Annotated in this window: 14 protein-coding genes; 11 read left to right on the top strand and 3 right to left on the bottom strand. The window is 37.3% G+C overall.

Features of this window, described 5'->3' with window-relative positions:
* Positions 1-143: 143 nt before the first annotated feature.
* Entirely contained in the window at positions 144-374 is a 231-nt protein-coding gene (locus B2R82_RS19550; protein ID WP_286926537.1) for a DNA-binding protein, read from the bottom strand.
* A gap of 576 nt (positions 375-950) precedes the next feature.
* On the opposite strand from B2R82_RS19550, the gene B2R82_RS19545 reads away from it, so the two are divergent.
* From B2R82_RS19545 to B2R82_RS19535, 3 genes are read left to right on the top strand one after another with little or no spacing between them, the layout of a single operon-like run.
* Entirely contained in the window at positions 951-1,643 is a 693-nt protein-coding gene (locus B2R82_RS19545) for a response regulator transcription factor (RefSeq protein ID WP_286926536.1), read from the top strand.
* The gene (locus B2R82_RS19540; protein ID WP_286926535.1) at positions 1,621-1,776 is read left to right on the top strand and encodes a hypothetical protein; all 156 of its coding nucleotides are present in this window, start codon (positions 1,621-1,623) and stop codon (positions 1,774-1,776) included. Before B2R82_RS19545 ends, B2R82_RS19540 begins: the two co-directional genes overlap by 23 nt.
* Positions 1,777-1,791: 15 nt before the next feature.
* A complete protein-coding gene (locus tag B2R82_RS19535; protein WP_286926534.1) occupies positions 1,792-3,984 on the top strand; it encodes an MFS domain-containing histidine kinase in 2,193 nt (730 codons plus the stop codon).
* Positions 3,985-4,018: 34 nt separating this feature from the next.
* Here the strand turns inward: B2R82_RS19535 and B2R82_RS19530 are convergent, their stop codons facing one another.
* The gene (locus tag B2R82_RS19530) at positions 4,019-5,167 is read right to left on the bottom strand and encodes an acyl-CoA dehydrogenase family protein (RefSeq protein ID WP_286926533.1); all 1,149 of its coding nucleotides are present in this window, start codon (positions 5,165-5,167) and stop codon (positions 4,019-4,021) included.
* A 528-nt stretch (positions 5,168-5,695) separates the two neighbouring features.
* Between B2R82_RS19530 and B2R82_RS19525 the strand changes: the two genes are divergently transcribed.
* The 4 genes from B2R82_RS19525 (at position 5,696) to B2R82_RS19510 (ending at position 10,464) form a co-directional block, all read left to right on the top strand.
* Positions 5,696-6,775, top strand: a complete 1,080-nt coding sequence (locus B2R82_RS19525) for a metallophosphoesterase (protein WP_286926532.1) — start codon at positions 5,696-5,698, stop codon at positions 6,773-6,775.
* Between the two features lie 72 nt (positions 6,776-6,847).
* Complete coding sequence (locus tag B2R82_RS19520; RefSeq protein ID WP_286926531.1) at positions 6,848-7,681, top strand: undecaprenyl-diphosphate phosphatase; 834 nt, start codon at positions 6,848-6,850, stop codon at positions 7,679-7,681.
* 303 nt (positions 7,682-7,984) lie between these two features.
* On the top strand, positions 7,985-9,277 hold the full coding sequence (locus B2R82_RS19515; protein WP_286926530.1) for a globin-coupled sensor protein: 1,293 nt from the start codon (positions 7,985-7,987) through the stop codon (positions 9,275-9,277).
* Positions 9,278-9,501: 224 nt separating this feature from the next.
* Positions 9,502-10,464, top strand: a complete 963-nt coding sequence (locus tag B2R82_RS19510; RefSeq protein ID WP_286926529.1) for a 2-hydroxyacid dehydrogenase — start codon at positions 9,502-9,504, stop codon at positions 10,462-10,464.
* 62 nt (positions 10,465-10,526) lie between these two features.
* On the opposite strand, the gene B2R82_RS19505 is transcribed toward B2R82_RS19510, so the two are convergent.
* Positions 10,527-11,327 (bottom strand): TIGR00266 family protein, encoded by an 801-nt coding sequence (locus B2R82_RS19505; RefSeq protein ID WP_286926528.1) that lies wholly within the window; start codon positions 11,325-11,327, stop codon positions 10,527-10,529.
* Positions 11,328-11,753: 426 nt separating this feature from the next.
* Between B2R82_RS19505 and B2R82_RS19500 the strand changes: the two genes are divergently transcribed.
* The 4 genes from B2R82_RS19500 to B2R82_RS19485 all read left to right on the top strand — a co-directional run bounded on the left by B2R82_RS19500 (position 11,754) and on the right by B2R82_RS19485 (position 17,864).
* Entirely contained in the window at positions 11,754-13,232 is a 1,479-nt protein-coding gene (locus B2R82_RS19500) for an aldehyde dehydrogenase family protein (RefSeq protein ID WP_286926527.1), read from the top strand.
* 26 nt (positions 13,233-13,258) lie between these two features.
* Positions 13,259-14,431 carry a saccharopine dehydrogenase family protein gene (locus B2R82_RS19495; RefSeq protein ID WP_286926526.1) on the top strand — a complete coding sequence of 391 codons (1,173 nt, stop codon included), beginning with the start codon at positions 13,259-13,261 and terminating at the stop codon, positions 14,429-14,431.
* Between the two features lie 9 nt (positions 14,432-14,440).
* Positions 14,441-15,634 carry an acyl-CoA dehydrogenase family protein gene (locus tag B2R82_RS19490; protein WP_286926525.1) on the top strand — a complete coding sequence of 398 codons (1,194 nt, stop codon included), beginning with the start codon at positions 14,441-14,443 and terminating at the stop codon, positions 15,632-15,634.
* 127 nt (positions 15,635-15,761) lie between these two features.
* Complete coding sequence (locus B2R82_RS19485) at positions 15,762-17,864, top strand: beta-propeller domain-containing protein (RefSeq protein ID WP_286926524.1); 2,103 nt, start codon at positions 15,762-15,764, stop codon at positions 17,862-17,864.
* Positions 17,865-17,922 lie beyond the last annotated feature (58 nt).

Genomic DNA, 17,922 nt, shown 5'->3' with positions numbered 1-17,922 from the left:
ATAAGATAACAGACCTGTGTCCCGCAGGCCTTATCATAAAGACGATTCCAGACGCAATTATGCCGAGGCATAATTGATATAGTAAAACGCAAAGTTACAAGGATTGCTACTTGATAACTTTGCGTTTTTCTTGTTGAACAACGTTAATCCTCGTCCTTCACATCGATATCCTCAGGTATTGGAGTATTACGCCAAATCTCTATTTCTTCTTTGATACGCTCTAACTGATCAAAGTAGGTATTAAACTGTCCGCTATTAATTAAAATTTGGTCTCCATCATATACAGATCGAATACGTCCCTCGTAGACTAACTGTAGAATTTGATCTTCAGACATGCCAAGATCTATCGCTGTTTCTTCAACTGTTTTATACATATTTTCGCCCCTTTTATCTTAATTCAGCAAATCTTTACTGTGCGAAAGCAAAGCGACAAGTAAAGATGCTTCCACTCATAGTAACAAGATATTTCTATTCAGTGAGTATAAAAAAGCCCACTGAAATAGAGGAAATCAAGCTAAGATCTTCACATTCCGTGAAAACGCCTGAGTACCAACACCGTGCCCCTGGTGGGTGTACAAATTTTGAAGAGGAGCTTTGCGATCAAGCTCGAAAAAAATCTGAACGCAATTACGCTGGGGTATAATTGATCGCTTTTATTATAACGTCCTTTTCTAAGAAAAGCATATTCATCACTTAAGTTTAAAAATGGTAATTGTTTGATTTTGGATAAATCTGTATTATTAAAGGTGATGATGTTTTCGATGGGGGAGGAGCTATTTATGATATTTTCATTTTTTGTCCTTCTGACTACTTTATTATTGGCATGTAACGATTTGTTCTACAATTGGTGGAGGATTATTCAGTAAAAGCTTAAGAAATTCTTCATTTTTATAATAAGTGGTTTTTAAGATTTAAACGGTACAATATTAATTGAGAGCGAGGTGTATATCATGACGAAACTAACAGTTCTTGTAACAGACGATGATCAAGATATTCGTGATGGTATTGAAATCTATTTAAAAAATGAGGGTTATAATGTAATAAAAGCTGCTGATGGAATAGAAGCACTTGAAAAGCTAAACAACAATGAAGTACATTTAATTATTTTAGATATTATGATGCCCAATATGGATGGCATAACAGCAACATTTAAAATTAGAGAAGAGCGCAATATTCCAATTATTATGCTTAGTGCTAAGGCAGAGGATGGTGACAAAATTCATGGATTATCTGTTGGTGCAGATGATTATGTCACAAAGCCTTTCCATCCTTTAGAGCTACTGGCACGTGTAAAATCACAGCTTCGTCGTTATGTACAGCTGGGGACGTATAATGAAGGGGCAACAAAAATAGAAATTGATGGACTGGTATTAGATGAAGATGCTAAAGAAGTAATTTTAGAAGGAGAACCAGTTCGATTAACACCAATTGAATATAAAATTACGGAATTATTAATGAAAAATGTAGGGCGTGTGTTTTCAATTCGGGAAATTTATGAGCGTGTTTGGAATGAAGAAGCCTATAATGCAGAGAATATTGTGGCTGTTCATATTCGAAAAATACGTGAAAAAATTGAAGCAGATCCGAAAAATCCACGCTATTTAAAGGTGGTATGGGGCGTTGGCTATAAAATGGAAAAATAAAATTGAACAATATGTAACAATAATTGGTTTCGTAGCAGGAGTTATTGGGTTAATTTATTTTGGTATCTATGCCTATCAAATGGTAAATGCTCGCTCTTCTGAGGTACTACAATTTCTTGAAAGAATTTTTTAGAGGGGAGTGTGCAACATGTTGAAAAAATGGAGAACCCTTCTTGCACTTTTGTGTTTAATTTGGGCGATTTTCAGTATATTTACATTCTCTAGGGTAGGGTATCAATATATTGGAAAATCTTATTTTCAATCTGAAAATTTTCAGCATGAAATTGATAATTTTCAATCACAGCTAGGGCCATTAGTGTTGAATTTACCAACTGCTGACGATTTAAAAAGTAAAATAGAGGTTACGCAAGGTGAAATAGAAGATCACCGCAATTATTATGGGTCATTAGGAGAACAGATCGATAATATAAAGGCTCAATATGAGAGTCGCATTCAGGAAGCTACCAATGTGAATGCAACGGATTTAAAAACAAAGCTTGAAAAAGAACGTGATGAAAAGATAAAAGATATTACAGCTAATTTTGAGGATGATGAGCATGTCCGAAAAAAAATTCTTGCTCAAAAAGAAGAAGTCATTGATCAATATATAAAGGCAGCAAAAGATGAAGCAAAAAGTTTTGTGAAAAACTATAATTATTGGTCCTATGAATTAACAAACACAGAAACAGGTGAAATATATCGTTCAGGTGATGTTTCTGAAAGCAGTGCCTATAAAATAAGATATACCCCACAGCATCCATTAACTACCTGGAATATTAGTGATAATTTAAGTCATATTTTTTATCGAACAGATACTAGTGTTGAAACAGAGACTTTAAGAGAAACTACTGACTACACGGGTACTATTACGATTTCTAAAAAATTAGCTCAATTAGCAGGCATTATGGAAGGCTATGAGCAGTTTACACGAAATCAGTATATTTTCTTCTTTATTTGGATAACAGGTATTTTAGCAGCTGTTTTTGCATGGAAAGGGCGCAAAGAAGTGTTACAGGTGGTACAGGGTATCAAGGAAAAAGAAGCCCTTGCTAGGATGAAAATTGATTTTCAGTTAATCATTTTGTTTATATCTGGCTGTATATATTGGGCGGCATCAGAAATTACCTTAGAATCCATCGAATATCACTACCAAAATAATTATGTAAGCTATGTACTCGATTTTTTATTTAAAGTAGGGGTACTCTTTATTGTTGGTATTTTGTTCTATGTCCAGCTGATATGGTTGTACGATCGGGTGAATACAGCCAAGAAATTGGAGGGGAATTTAAAGTCAAGCTATTTATGGGCATTAGGGGATTCGATGACTGATTTATTTATCAATCGATCCATCGCACTACATTCTATTGTCATGATTAGTGCAGCATTTTTCGGTGGTGGTAGCCTTGTTGCTTCCATTTTAATGGGTAGTAGATTCCCGGTACTAGTTCTGGGTATTTGTACAATTATAGGGGTTCCGTCCCTTGTTATCTTCTTATCTAGAATGGGCTATTTAAACAGAATTATGAAGGATACTAAGGATATGGCAGAGGGGCGCTTAAACCGTGATGTCAAGGTAATAGGCAAATCACCACTTAAGGAGCATGCAGAAAATCTTAATCATTTAAGAGAAGGTGTTCGTACATCTATGCATGAGCAGGCAAAAAGTGAGCGTTTAAAAACAGAGCTTATTACGAATGTTAGTCATGATTTGCGAACACCACTAACATCCATTATTACCTATACCGATTTACTAAAAAATCCTGACATTACAGAGGAAGAGCGCAAACAATACATTCATATACTAGATAAAAAATCAGAGCGTTTAAAAGTTCTAATAGAGGATCTTTTTGAGGTTTCGAAAATGGCAAGTGGCAATATCGAGCTTCATCGAAGTAGAGTTGATTTATCACAGTTAATACAGCAGGCAGTAGGGGAACACGAGGAAGATTTAGTACAGGCTCATCTAGATTTACGAATAACAAAACCGAATGAACCATTATATGCTTATGTCGATGGGCAAAAATGGTGGAGGCTAATCGATAATTTAATTGTCAATGTATTAAAATATGCATTAGAAGGTACAAGGGTTTATGTAACATTGAAACGTACAGCAGATGGTGATGCTGAATTTACGGTAAAAAATGTAGCTAAATATGAAATTAGCGAGGATGCGGAGGAGTTATTTGAACGATTTAAACGAGCGGATGCTTCCCGACATACGGAGGGCTCAGGGCTGGGCTTAGCAATCGCTCAATCCATCGTTGATCTTCATGATGCTCGAATGAGTATAGATGTAGATGGTGATTTATTTAAGGTCATCGTTCGTATTCCAGCAGTATAGTTAAAACAGCGGCAAGTAGTTTGCCGCTGTTTTTTTATAAGCCTAAGTTTTTAGCTATAATTACTTTCATGACTTCATTGGTTCCCGCATAGATGGACATAACAGGGATATCTCGGTACCTTCGAGCAATTTTATATTCTTCCATATAACCATAGCCACCATGCAATTGCATGCATTGGATTGCAAGCTCACGTGCATTTTCGGTAATCCAGTATTTAGCCATTGATACTTTTGTGACAACATCATGTCCAGCAATATGTTCTTCAATTAAGGATTCTAAAAATGCTTTACCAAGCTCGATTTTTGTGGCCATTTCGGCTATTTTAAATTGAGTATTTTGAAAATGACCAATGGATTTGCCAAATGCTTCTCTGGATTTTACATAATCAATTGTTAAGGCTAACATATCCTCAGCAGCCGTCTGTGCAGCAATAGCTACTGCTAAACGTTCCTGCTGTAACTTTTCCATCATATAGATAAAGCCTTTTCCTTCTTCACCAAGAAGGTTTTCTACAGGCACTCGACAGTCCTCGAAATATAGTTCGGCTGTATCCTGTGCATGCATCCCAACCTTATCAAGTTTACGCCCTTTTATGAAACCTGCTGTGCCACCCTCGATGACTAAAAGGCTTATGCCATGATGCTTTTTTTCAGCCTGAGGATTCGTTTTCACTGCAACAACTACTAAATTTGTATGAATGCCATTTGTGATAAATGTTTTTTGCCCATTCACAACATAATGATCACCGTCGCGAATAGCTGTTGTTTGAATATTTGCCAAATCGGACCCTGCTCCTGGTTCCGTCATTGCAATGGCAGTTATATAATCACCTGTAACACATTTAGGCAACCAGCGTGCTTTTTGCTCTTGTGTGCCATATGTTTCGATGTAGGGCACGACAATATCATTATGCAGGCCAATGCCAATAAGACTGGAGCCTATTCTTTCCAGCTCCTCTTGAATAATGACACCAAAGCTAAAATCTAATCCAAGACCGCCAAATTGTTCTTCTACCTGGGGACATAGATAGCCCATTTCTCCAAGCTTACCCCAAAAGCTTAGTGGTATGAGGTGATCCTTTTCCCATTGTTCATAGTGTGGATCGGCTTCCTCTGCTAAAAACTTACGTATAGTTTTACGGAATAACTCATGCTCTGCTGATTCAAATTTATACCTTGTCATTTGAATAACACCCCTTTTAGCTAGTAAATACGTAAATTTACTTTCTTGTTTGTTATAATACTGGAAAAAATGTGAAAGTGCTATATTATATTGGGTAATTCATGAAAGATGACGAAAATGTCACTAATCCCATGAAATTGTCATGTAAAACGTGAGAAAAAGTAGATAGACATAGGTACAATTTAATTGGCAAAAGACACTCATTTTCTCTAGAAGTTTATTTTGACTTAGCTGATCTCTATCGTGCGAAAGCGAACATTAGGTATAAAATACGTTCCGCCACTAAAGGCCACAAGATGAATGTGATTTCCTTTCTTATTCAGCGTTCGTTTGTACGCCCGCTGAAATAGAGGAACTTTAAGATCTTCCCATTCTGTGAAAACGCCTGAGTGACCAACATTATGTTGGCCTAAGATTTGGCGGATAACGTCAACGTTGGAGTAATTGATTATAAGTGCTTATTAAAATATGAATGGTAAAGATAATGCTATAATCAGTTAAGAATAAATGAAAGTAGAGGACTAGGGCATGCCAAAAGTAATCAGTGGAATTCTTCTATTAAGTCTTTATAGTGCATTCACATTTTACATAGGGTGGGGATTGAAGCAGTGGCTTGTTTCACTGGGATGGTTTCGATATCCCATACTCTATTGGTTAGTACTGTTTATTGCTGCTTTTAGCATTGTTATCGGAAGACTACACGAATCTTTAAAAACATTCTCTGTAATAGGTAATTACTGGATGTTCATTTTTGAATACGGATTATTGATTTGTTTAACAGCACATCTCGTAATTTGGTTAAGCCCCTTTAAAAATGTGCAGATAATTGGTAGTATAGCAATTGCTGTGTTGTTTGTACTAAGCATTGTTGGTTCCTATTTAGCATATTCACCTGTAGTCCGTCATTTAGAGTTCACGATGGATAAAAAGACTAGTGAGTTAGATACGTTGAGAGTTGTTGTGGCATCGGATTTTCATTTAGGTGTTCTTTCACATAAAAAACATTTAGAGCGCTTTGTTACATTATCGAATGAGGCAAAACCAGATATTGTTTTTTTAGTTGGAGATATAGTGGATGATGATCCTAAATGGTTTGTAAATGAGGGGATGGCTGATGTGATGAAGCAGCTAACTACTACATATGGCGTGTATGGTGTACTGGGCAATCACGAATATTACGGCAAGAAAATCCCTGAGTTTGTGGAAGAGATGGAGAAAGCCCATGTGAAAATTTTACGAGATGAAACTATTCGGATTGATAATACGTTAATAGTAACTGGTCAAGAGGATTTGACTAACAAGGAAAGAAAACAACTTGATGCCTTGATGTTAACAGATGATCTGCCATGGTTTGTAATGAATCATACGCCAAATGATTTAAAAACACCTGCAGATTTGGGTGTAGACTTTCATATGTCAGGACATACACATAAAGGTCAGCTTTGGCCTAATCAGTATATAACATCTCGAGTATTTGAGCTGGATTACGGTTATAAGATGAAGGAGCAAATGCATACACTTGTTTCATCAGGTTTTGGCTTTTGGGGCCCCCCTATGAGGATAGGTAGCCGTTCAGAACTATGGGTAGTGGATATACATTTACAATAACCTATAGCAGTAGCTATTTGAGGTTCTAATCAATGATAAACAGTTATATTCAAAAAAAGGTAAGGTGACAACGTGGAAATCATAGAGTTAGTAAAGGCACTTATTTTAGGCTTTGTAGAGGGTATGACAGAGTTTGCGCCTGTTTCATCGACAGGTCATATGATTATAGTAGACGATATGTGGTTAAAAACAGAGGAATTTTTAGGGATGTATCCCGCTAATACGTTTAAAATTGTTGTACAATTAGGGTCCATTTTAGCCGTCGTCGTTGTAATGTGGAAGCGAATGTTAAATCTTGTTGGACTTTATAAAATTGATGGGCAAACAACATCTGTAAAGGGGCACTTCAACTTATTGCATGTAATCGTAGGGATGTTGCCAGCAGTTGTGTTAGGTTTTGCCTTTAAAGATTTTATTGATGATCATTTATTTAAAGTAGAGCATGTTATTTATGCATTAGTGGCTGGGGCACTTTTAATGATTGCTGCAGATAAGCTTGCTCCAAAAAGACCAAAAGTGGATTCGCTGGATAAAATCTCTTACGGCTTAGCATTTAAAGTAGGTCTAGTCCAATGTTTATCACTGTGGCCAGGGTTCTCCCGCTCTGGTGCAACAATTTCTGGTGGTGTACTATTTGGTATGAGTCACCGTGTAGCAGCAGATTTTACTTTTATTATGGCAGTACCAATTATGGCTGGAGCTAGCCTAGTCTCTGTATTGAAAAACTGGGATACGTTATCTATGGATTATTTAGGCTTCTATGTAGTAGGCTTTATTAGCTCATTTGTCTTTGCATTACTTTCGATTAAATTCTTTTTAGCGCTCATTTCTAAAGTGAAACTGATGCCATTTGCTATTTACCGCTTAGTGTTAGCAGCTGTATTAGCCGTTATTCTTTTTATGTAAATTAGATAGTCACTCTTCTTTTAAAAAGATGAGTGGCTTTTTTATGTCAATTTAACCGTGCTTATGTAAAAAATTTAGGATAGAATCGAAAAAGATGACTAATACACAGTAAAAAAGACCTTGATATTCATAAATTAAATGGGTAATTAACTCGAAAACGGACAGAATTTACCTATATATTGTAACTTTTATGGATTAGACCTTATAATAGATGCAGATGTAAACTGGATACTTGTTACTTTTAGATGATGGTTAGTAGGATAGATATAGTATGGCCAAGAACATATGCATGAGGTGGAGAGAATGTTTCATATTGGAAATAGGCCTAAGAAAAATACAATTGAAATTAGTAATGAATCAAGTATAGGGGTTATTATTCAAGATCAGGAACGTTTGTTACAAATAAATCTTATAAATCTGACTAGACAGGATTTACGGTTGATTAGGAGTTTAAAGCCTTATATCGAACGCAATGTCGTAGAGGTAGTGGCAGCATTTTATCAAGCTGTAGAAGGTGTGCCAGCCTTACTTGAGGTAATTCAAAAGCATAGCTCTAGCGAACGCTTACGCCAAACATTACGCCATCATATTATAGAAATGTTTGAAGGGCGTATTGATGAAGCCTTTGTGGAGAAGAGAAGACGTGTGGCAAAAATGCATGTAAAGATTAATCTATATCCTAAATGGTATTTAGCTGCCTTTCAAAATCTTGAAAAATCATTAAGAAAAATAGTTTATGAGCTTCAGTTATCAAAGGGCGAGGAAGAAAAATTTTGTGAAGCTATTAGTAAAATTTGTAATTTAGAGCAGCAAATTGTTTTAGAGGAATATGATAATTATGCAAATATATTGATGGAAGAGCATCGAAATAGTGTGCGCGCACATGTTAAGGATATAATTGGCGGGATCTCAACACAACTAGAAACTCAATCCCATAGCACGAACGAGACCGTTACGGAACTTATTTTTAGTGCTAAGGAAGTTAATGATTATTTGAAGGACAGTATTAAAGAAGCGAAAACAATGCAAAAAGTATCTAATGCAGGTTATTCCAAAATAGTTTTGATGAATGAGCAAACTGGAAAAATTCATCATAAGACAGTTGATATGGCAGGAATGGTAGGAGAATTAGATAAGTCTTCCTCTAAAATTAATGATGTTGTCGAAATAGTTAAAAGTATTTCTGGCCAAACAAATTTACTTGCATTGAATTCTGCGATTGAGGCTGCGCGTGCTGGTGAGCATGGAAAAGGTTTTGCTGTTGTTGCAAATGAGGTACGAAAGCTTGCAGATCAAACCAGACATTCAGTGGAGCGAATTGCTGATCTAATAAAAATGTCTAATGGGATAACAAATCAAGTAGTCCATGCAATACAGGAGATTCAAGAGCTAGTGAATAATAGTATGGAACAAAATGCAGAATCTTTAAAGGCATTTGATGCAATATCCGGCTCAGTAGAGGGCACTATTACCAACTTCCAAAATGTTGGACGACAAATAACAGAATTAGCTACTATTATCGAAACGATTGGTGAATCTTCTGAGGAATTAGAAAAGGTAGCCAATCGATTAGATACAACAATAAGAGATTTTTAAATATGTTAAAACTATGCATGATGTCTTGCATAGTTTTTTAATGTTCTTGGATTCGATAAAACTGCTTTTTAGAAAGATAGAACCTTTTATAGACGGATGAAATAATAGTCAGAAAGAAAGAACGCGTAAGCAAATTAGCGAAGACAAGAATTACCTAGAAAATGCGTGTACTAAGTGTTACGCTATAGGCGAATTGGGGAAATAAAAAGAGGGGTGATCGGAAAATGAAAAAGAAATTATTTATTACACGTAAGTTCCCTGTGCATATTGTGGAACCATTACAAGAATATTACGAAATCGAACAATGGGAGGAGGAAGAAGCGGTTATACCACGGGAAAAATTATTGATGGCTGTTACCGATTGCGAGGTACTGTGGGTCACTATTGAAGATCAAGTGGATGAAGAATTGTTATCGCACGCACCCAATCTTAAATTAGTAACAAACTTAGCTGTTGGCTTTAATAATATTGATGTTAAAGCATTACGCAAACGTGGCATAATGGCAACTAATACCCCTGGAGTCTTAACAAATACCACAGCAGATTTAGTATTTGGCTTATTGCTTGCAACTGCAAGAAGAATTCCAGAAAGTGAACGATATTTAAGGGAGGGTAAATGGAAAAGCTGGTATCCAATGCAATTAGTAGGAAAAGATGTGTCTGCCGCTACTATTGGAATTATTGGAATGGGGCGTATTGGTCAGGCGGTGGCGAGACGTGCAAAAGGCTTTGATATGAAGATTTTATATAATAATCGAAGACGTCGTCATGAGGCAGAGGAAATGTATGGATTTAAGTATGCTTCATTAGAGGAGCTTTTAAAGCTATCGGATTTTGTTGTCATTATGACGCCATATAATAGTGATACTGTGGGTCTTATCGGGTCAGAGGAGCTTGCCTTAATGAAGGATGACGCAGTGTTAATCAATGCATCACGTGGGGGCATTATTGATGAAGATGCCCTCTATCATACACTGAAAAATGGTAAGCTATGGGCAGCAGGGTTAGATGTTTTTGAACATGAGCCTATTGCACTGGATCATCCGTTATTAACGCTGCCAAATGTTGTGGCACTTCCACATATCGGGAGTGCATCGCTCGAGACAAGAACAGCTATGTTTATGCTGAACGTGAAGGCACTAACTGCTTATGGACAGGGCAAGGCTGTTTCGAATAGAATCGATTAATGATACCTAAGTAAAATAAAAAGGAGCACATCGTCGTTAGATGTGTTCCTTTTACATAGGTATTATCTATTAAATAAATCAAATAAACCACCAATGCCGCCTTCACCTTTAGATTGACCGCCACCGCCTTGTGAAATTGGGGCTGCTGCGAAGACGCGACTTGCTAAACGGCTGAATGGCAATGATTGAATCCATACTTTACCGGGCCCCTTTAAAGTTGCGAAAAAGATACCTTCACCACCAAATAATGCCGTTTTTACGCCACCAACCATTTCGATATTGTAGTCCACATTAGATGTCATAGCGACTAAACATCCTGTATCTACGCGTAATACTTCACCAGGTTGTAGAGTCTTTTCATGAATAGCTCCACCTGCATGAACGAAAGCCATACCATCACCTTCCAACTTTTGCATAATAAAGCCTTCACCACCGAAGAATCCTACACCAATTTTTTTCTGGAATTCGACACCAACTGAAACGCCTTTGGCAGCAGCTAAAAATGCATCTTTTTGACAAATAATTTTTCCGTTTAATTGACTTAAATCCATGGGAATGATTTTTCCTGGATATGGAGAAGCGAAATAGACATGACGTTTGCCTGAACCAGCATTCGTAAATGTTGTCATAAATAAGCTTTCACCAGTAATAAGTCGTTTACCTGCACCGAGTAGTTTTCCCATAATGCCACTATTTTGGCTTCCTTTTGAGCCATCACCGAAAATTGTTTCCATATGGATTGCATCATCCATCATCATTAAGGCTCCTGCTTCAGCTACTACTGTTTCTTGAGGGTCAAGCTCAACTTCTACATATTGCATGTCGTCGCCAAAAATTTGGTAGTCAATTTCATGATTATTCATAATAGGATTCCTCCAAAAGTAATTTTGTTGTTACTGTATACGATTATAAGGGACATTAGTTTCATTGCAAAATTAATTATTTTAGAAAAAAAGGGAATAACATAGAAAATGTCGAATATAAAAAACTAGAATGTGTATTATTTATTTTCATTTAGTCAAGTGCCTAAGTGATTGTTAATATAATGATTACAAAAGGTACCTTCTGTGAAAGGTTTAGTAATTTCTTTTCTACGGAAGTAAGCTAAAGGAAAATAAGGCCTCTGGCGGTTGTCACCGATGTTGCTAAGTAGGAAAGATGTTTGTTGAAAATTCGGAATTTTGACATATTTAATATTGATTAAATAGAATGATAGATAATACCTGCATGCGATGTAACGATTTAGCAACGTAGCCGAGGCATCTAGATTACTTCAGGGGGTGTGAGTATTGGAAATCAAAAACTTTATCGGTGGTGAATGGGTAACACATTCCCATTTACAAAGTATAGCAGTGACTAACCCTGCGAATGGAGAGGAGCTAGCAACTATTCCGCGTTCCACAGTAAATGAGGTAAATGAAGCGGTAGCGTTTGCTAAGCAGGCACAAAAAAGTTGGGCATTAGTACCCGCGCCTAAACGTGCTGATTATTTATATGCAATCGGTCAAAAAATGAAAGAGAAGAAGGAATATTTGGCGACCGTTTTAACGAAAGAGATGGGAAAGGTAATTGAAGAGGCTAGAGGTGAGGTACAAGAAGGGATAGATATGGCTTATTATATGGCTGGTGAGGGTCGAAGATTGTTTGGGGAAACAACACCGTCTGAACTTGCTAATAAATTTGCAATGAGTGTCCGGGCACCTATAGGGGTTGTCGGCTTAATTACTCCTTGGAATTTCCCGGTGGCAATAGCAACATGGAAATCATTCCCCGCTATTGTTGCAGGCAATACATTTATTTGGAAGCCTTCTAATGAGACACCAATGATGGCCTATGAAATGGGTAAAATTTTTGAAGAAATTGGTCTACCGAACGGGGTAGCAAATATTGTATTTGGCAGTGGCCCAACAGTAGGAACAGCCTTAATTGAGCATCCAGATGTTAAGGTCATTTCATTTACTGGCTCAACAACTACAGGAAGTAAAGTAGCGGAGCTGGGAGGAAGGCATCTGAAAAAGATTTCACTAGAGATGGGTGGCAAAAATGCCGTAATTGTTATGGACGATGCTGATTTACAGCTAGCTACAGAAGGGATTTTATGGAGTGCATTTGGCACAGCTGGTCAAAGATGTACAGCATGTAGTCGAGTGATTGTGCATAAAGATGTAAGAGAAGAACTAGAAAAACGTCTATTGGACGAAATGCAAAAGTTAACAATCGGGAACGGCCTAGATGAGCAGGTGAAAATAGGACCAGTAATTAATAAAGCAGCATTAGAAAAAATCAATCACTATGTGCAAATCGGTAAACAAGAAGGAGCGACATTGTTAGCAGGTGGCAGAATATTAAACGAAACACCCTATGATAAAGGATTTTATTATGAGCCAACACTGTTTACTAATGTTAAGCCAGACATGATTATTGCACAGGAGGAAATCTTTGGTCCTGTCGTTTCAATAATCGAAGTAGCAAGTTTAGAGGAAGCGATTGAAGTAAACAATAGCGTGAAATTTGGCTTATCCAGCTCAATTTTCTCACAGAATGTGAATACAATTTTCCGCGCCCAGCGAGATTTAGACACAGGGATTGTTTATGTGAATGCAGGCACAACAGGGGCAGAAATCCATTTACCATTTGGAGGCACGAAAGGTACGGGGAATGGTCACCGTGACTCAGGAGTAGCTGCCTTAGATGTTTATACTGAATGGAAAAGTATTTATGTAGACTATAGCGGTAAATTACAAAGAGCACAAATCGATACAGAGTAACAGATCAACGAAAGGGGATGTTCTTGATGAAGGTTGTTGTATTAGGTGCAGGTTTAATGGGAAAAGAGGTAGCTCGTGATTTAATTAAAAATAATAAAGTAGAACGTGTAATCTTAGGGGACATTGATGTAGGGGTGGCACAGGATTTTGTGAACACGTTAAATACAGATAAGGTTGAGGTAGTGGAGCTTCATGCAGAGAGCGATGAATCTTTAATGGATGTCATATCTAAAGGCGATGTGGTCGTAAATGCTCTTTTCTATTCCTTTAATGAACGTGTAGCAAGAGCAGCAATTGAGGCTGGCGTACATTCCGTGGATTTAGGTGGACATATCGGTGGGGTAACGGAAAAAATTCTAGATCTTCATGAAGACGCAAAAGCTAAAGGCGTAACAATTATTCCTGATCTAGGCGTTGCTCCTGGAATGGTCAATATCTTAGCGGGCTATGGTGCATCAAAATTAGATGAAGTCGAATCTATTAAGCTATTTGTGGGAGGTATTCCAACAGAGCCGAAGCCACCTCTTCATTACACGCGAGTATTTTCTTTAGATGGGGTTTTTGATCATTATACAGAGCCTTCAAAAGCCATTCAAAAAGGAAAACTTAAGGAAGTTCCATCTCTATCAGGTGTCGAACCTATTTATTTTGACGATTTTGGTGTGCTAGAGGCATTTTATACATCGGGTGGAATTTCCACGCTGTATAAGACATTCCCTAATGTCCGCACATTAGAGTACAAAACAATTCGTTATAAGGGGCACGCAGAGAAATTTAAGCTATTAGCTGATTTAGGATTCCTTGATTCTACAAATAAGGTAGAGGTAGATAATCAAGAAGTGCCTGTTCGAGCAGTTGTGCGAGAGGCACTTAAAAAGAAGCTTGAGCTTGGTACAAAACCGGATGCTGTACTGTTGCGCGTCATTGTTGCTGGGGAAAAGGAACAGCAGCAAGTAACATATGAGTACGAGATGGTCGTTAGAAAAGATATGACAATAAATGAAACAGCTATGGCTCGTGCAACGGCTAATACAATTTCTGTAGTTGCGCAAATGATTGGTGAAGGGAATATCACAGAGCGCGGTGTATTTGCGCCTGAATCAATTGTTCCAGGAGATACGTATATAGAAGAGATGGCAAAACGTGGTGTTGTCATAAAAGAGACATCCCATAAATCTGCAATGATTGTGAAATGGTAGGTGTCGACCATGAATTTTGACTTTACCACTGAGCAGGAGCTATTACGAAAAACCGTTCGACAATTTGTAGATGATGAAATCATACCTAATATTGCAAAGTGGGATGCAACAGGAGGCTTTGATGCAAAGATTTGGTCAAGACTTGCTGAGCTTGGCTTAATGGGCGTTTGCATTCCTGAAAAATACGGTGGTAGTGGTATGGATTATAATGCACTTGCTATTGTTTGTGAGGAACTCGAAAGAGGAGATACGGCATTTCGAACAGCAGTTTCTGTTCATACGGGCTTGAATAGTATGACCTTAATGCAGTGGGGGACAGAGGAGCAGAAGCAACAATACCTTGTTCCACAGGCAAAGGGTGTTCGAATTGGGGCATTTGGTCTAACAGAGCCTGGAGCTGGATCAGATGTAGCGGCAATGTCAACGACTGCTGTACGTGATGGAGATTTTTATGTTATAAATGGGCAAAAAACATGGATCTCCTTATGTGATATAGCTGATCATTTTATTGTTTTTGCCTATACAGACAAATCAAAGAAACATCACGGTATTAGTGCATTTATTATAGAGCGATCAATGGCTGGCTTTACCTCGAAGGCTATTAAGGGGAAATATGGTATTCGTGCTGGTAATACTGGTGAGCTCTTTTTTGAAGATTTACGTGTACCAGTAGAGAATCGACTAGGAGAAGAGGGCGAGGGCTTTAAAATTGCCATGTCTGCTCTTGATAATGGTCGTTTCACGGTAGCTGCTGGTGCTGTGGGACTCATTCAAGCATGCCTTGAAGCAAGTGTGAAATATTGTCATGAACGTGAAACATTTGGTAAGCCTATTGGTGAACATCAGCTAGTAGGGCAAATGATTGCCAAAATGGAGGCAGGCTATCAAATGAGTCGTCTACTTGTCTATCGTGTTGGTGAACTAAAAAACAAAGGTGTTCGAAATACGAGAGAGACATCTCTTGCAAAATGGCAGGCCTGTGATTTTGCTAATAAAGCAGCAGATGATGCGGTGCAAATTCATGGTGCCTATGGTTATTCAGACGAATATCCAGTTGCCCGTTATTTACGTAACTCCAAAGCACCTGTTATTTATGAAGGCACACGTGAAATTCATACTATTATGCAGGCTGATTATGTATTAGGGAGACGTCAGGATAAACCCTTAGGTAAAATGCTACCACCATGGCCTTTTCATGAATAAACGAGAGGAGAGTCTTCCTCTCGTTTTTCTTATGGAGTAATAATAGAATAAAAAAAATTTCTGAAAAATGTAACTTTCCAACTTTCCAACAGTCTAATTGATAAACATATGAAAGAGAGGAAAAAAGATGAAAAATAAATGGATAGCAATTATGGTTATTGCCGTACTCGCCATTTTACCAGGGATTATTACGTTGACGATGACCCCAACGGTTGTAGCAAAAGCAGCTAGTGTTAGTATGGCCACTAAAAGCTGGCAAGCAACTTTTACGAAAGCCTTGAAAGAAAGCAAGATAACAGAAGAAACTGTTTACGTTACAAATAGCAAGGATCAAAAGATAGAAGCAGCTATTACACTAGGAGAAGATAAAAAGACATTAATTGTTAGTGATTTAGCACCTGGTAATTATAAACTACATGTTCAGAAGGACGCTTTTGTACTTGGTGGACCGAAAGCAGCCTCACAAGTAATTTCTTTTACCATTATTGAAAAACTGGAAGCAGTAAAATCTGAGAGAGAGTTACAGCAGTATTTTGACACTCTTTTAGCTAACCCAGATAAGGAAGTAAAATATGATTCAAGTAGAGAAATGGAAAACAAGGCAGATAGCCCAAGTGTAAGTAGTAATTCTTCTATGACAAACAATCAAGTAGAGGGGGTTGAAGAAGGTGATTTAGTCGTTGTAAAGGATGGTTTTATTTATTCTGTAAAAGAACATAGTATTACAGTGGTAGATGCAACCAATCCAAAAAATTTAGCATTAGCAGCGACTCTAAAAATAGAAGATTCAAAATATATTTCAAAGCTTGCTTTATACGATCATTTGTTAATTGCAATTGGGGATAAATATTTAGAAAAAGCAGGCACGAGCATGTCAACAGCTACTTTGTATGATATCTCAAATCCTAAGAGCCCCAAATTTTTACGTGAAGTAGGGCAAGAGGGATATTTACAGGATATTCGTATTACCAATGACACATTATATTTAATTGGGAACATGTTTCCAAATTATTGGGCGATTCGAGATAACAAAACCATTGATTTAAAGCCAAAAACATATGATAGTAGAGGAACGAAGGAATTCCAAAGCCTACCTCTTGAGAAAATATCTATTTTACCAAATACCCTGGATGGAACATATAGCTTAATAACGGCTCTAGATTTAAAGAATGGTGCAAAGGCAACTGCCAATACAAAAGGTTATTTGGGCGGTAGTAGCGGTCTGTATATGTCAGAGGATGCACTTTATCTTACAACACCAGTCTATGATGGCAGTGCAGTCGTTCCTGCTGAAAACCGCATTATGGATATGAGGATTTGGATGCCAAGAGCAACAAATACACAAATCTTTAAATGGAATGTTGATGGCACTACCATGAATTTTGTAGGTAACACGGAAGTAAAGGGAACTGTGTTAAATCAATATTCAATGGATGAGTACAAGGGTAATTTCCGTATTGTAACAACTGAAGGAAATACGTGGGATGAAAAAAATATTTCACGTAATCATCTCTTTATTTTAGATAAAAATTTAAAAGAGCTTGGCACAGTTAAAGACTTGGCCCCAGGAGAAAAAGTGTATTCAGCACGCTTCATGGGTGAAAAAGCGTATGTGGTGACATTTAAACAAGTCGATCCGTTATTTGTGATTGATGTAGCAAATCCTCAAAAGCCAACTGTTCTCGGAGAATTGAAAATCCCAGGCTTTAGTAATTACTTGCATCCATTAGATGAAACCCATTTAATCGGAATTGGCTATGATACAGAGCAACGCTATGATACTTTTTCAAAAAGAAATTTTACAGTAACAACTAATATGAAAATGTCATTGTTTGATGTTTCAGATTTCAAGAATCCAAAAGAACAATCATCAGTAAAAATCGGTGGTAAAGGTTCTTATTCGGATGTTCAATATAATCCTAAGGCATTGTTCCGCAATAAGGAATACAATTATTTTGGCTTCCCAGTTGTCCTTTATGAGGCAGGAAAGGGCGATGAAATTGTTTACAAAGGTCAGGGAGCTCAAATCTATGAAATTACAGCAGATAAAGGAATCGTGCTAAAAGGCAATATCATTGAAGAAAGCACAGATGAGCCATATGAAAATTGGGATCAGCTTGTACAGCGTGTTGTATATATAGGAGATGCACTCTATACAGTAGCTCCTAAAGAGGTGAAGAGCTATCAATTAAAAGACTTCCAACCGTTAGATAAACTAATAATAAAATAAAAAAAAGTCCAATAAACTTAATTTTAGTTTATTGGACTTTCATGTTGTTGAAATACTA

Source organism: Lysinibacillus sp. UBA6686 (assembly GCF_002455205.1).
Lineage (GTDB): Bacteria > Bacillota > Bacilli > Bacillales_A > Planococcaceae > Lysinibacillus > Lysinibacillus pakistanensis.
This window is presented reverse-complemented; position numbering and strand designations above follow the sequence as displayed.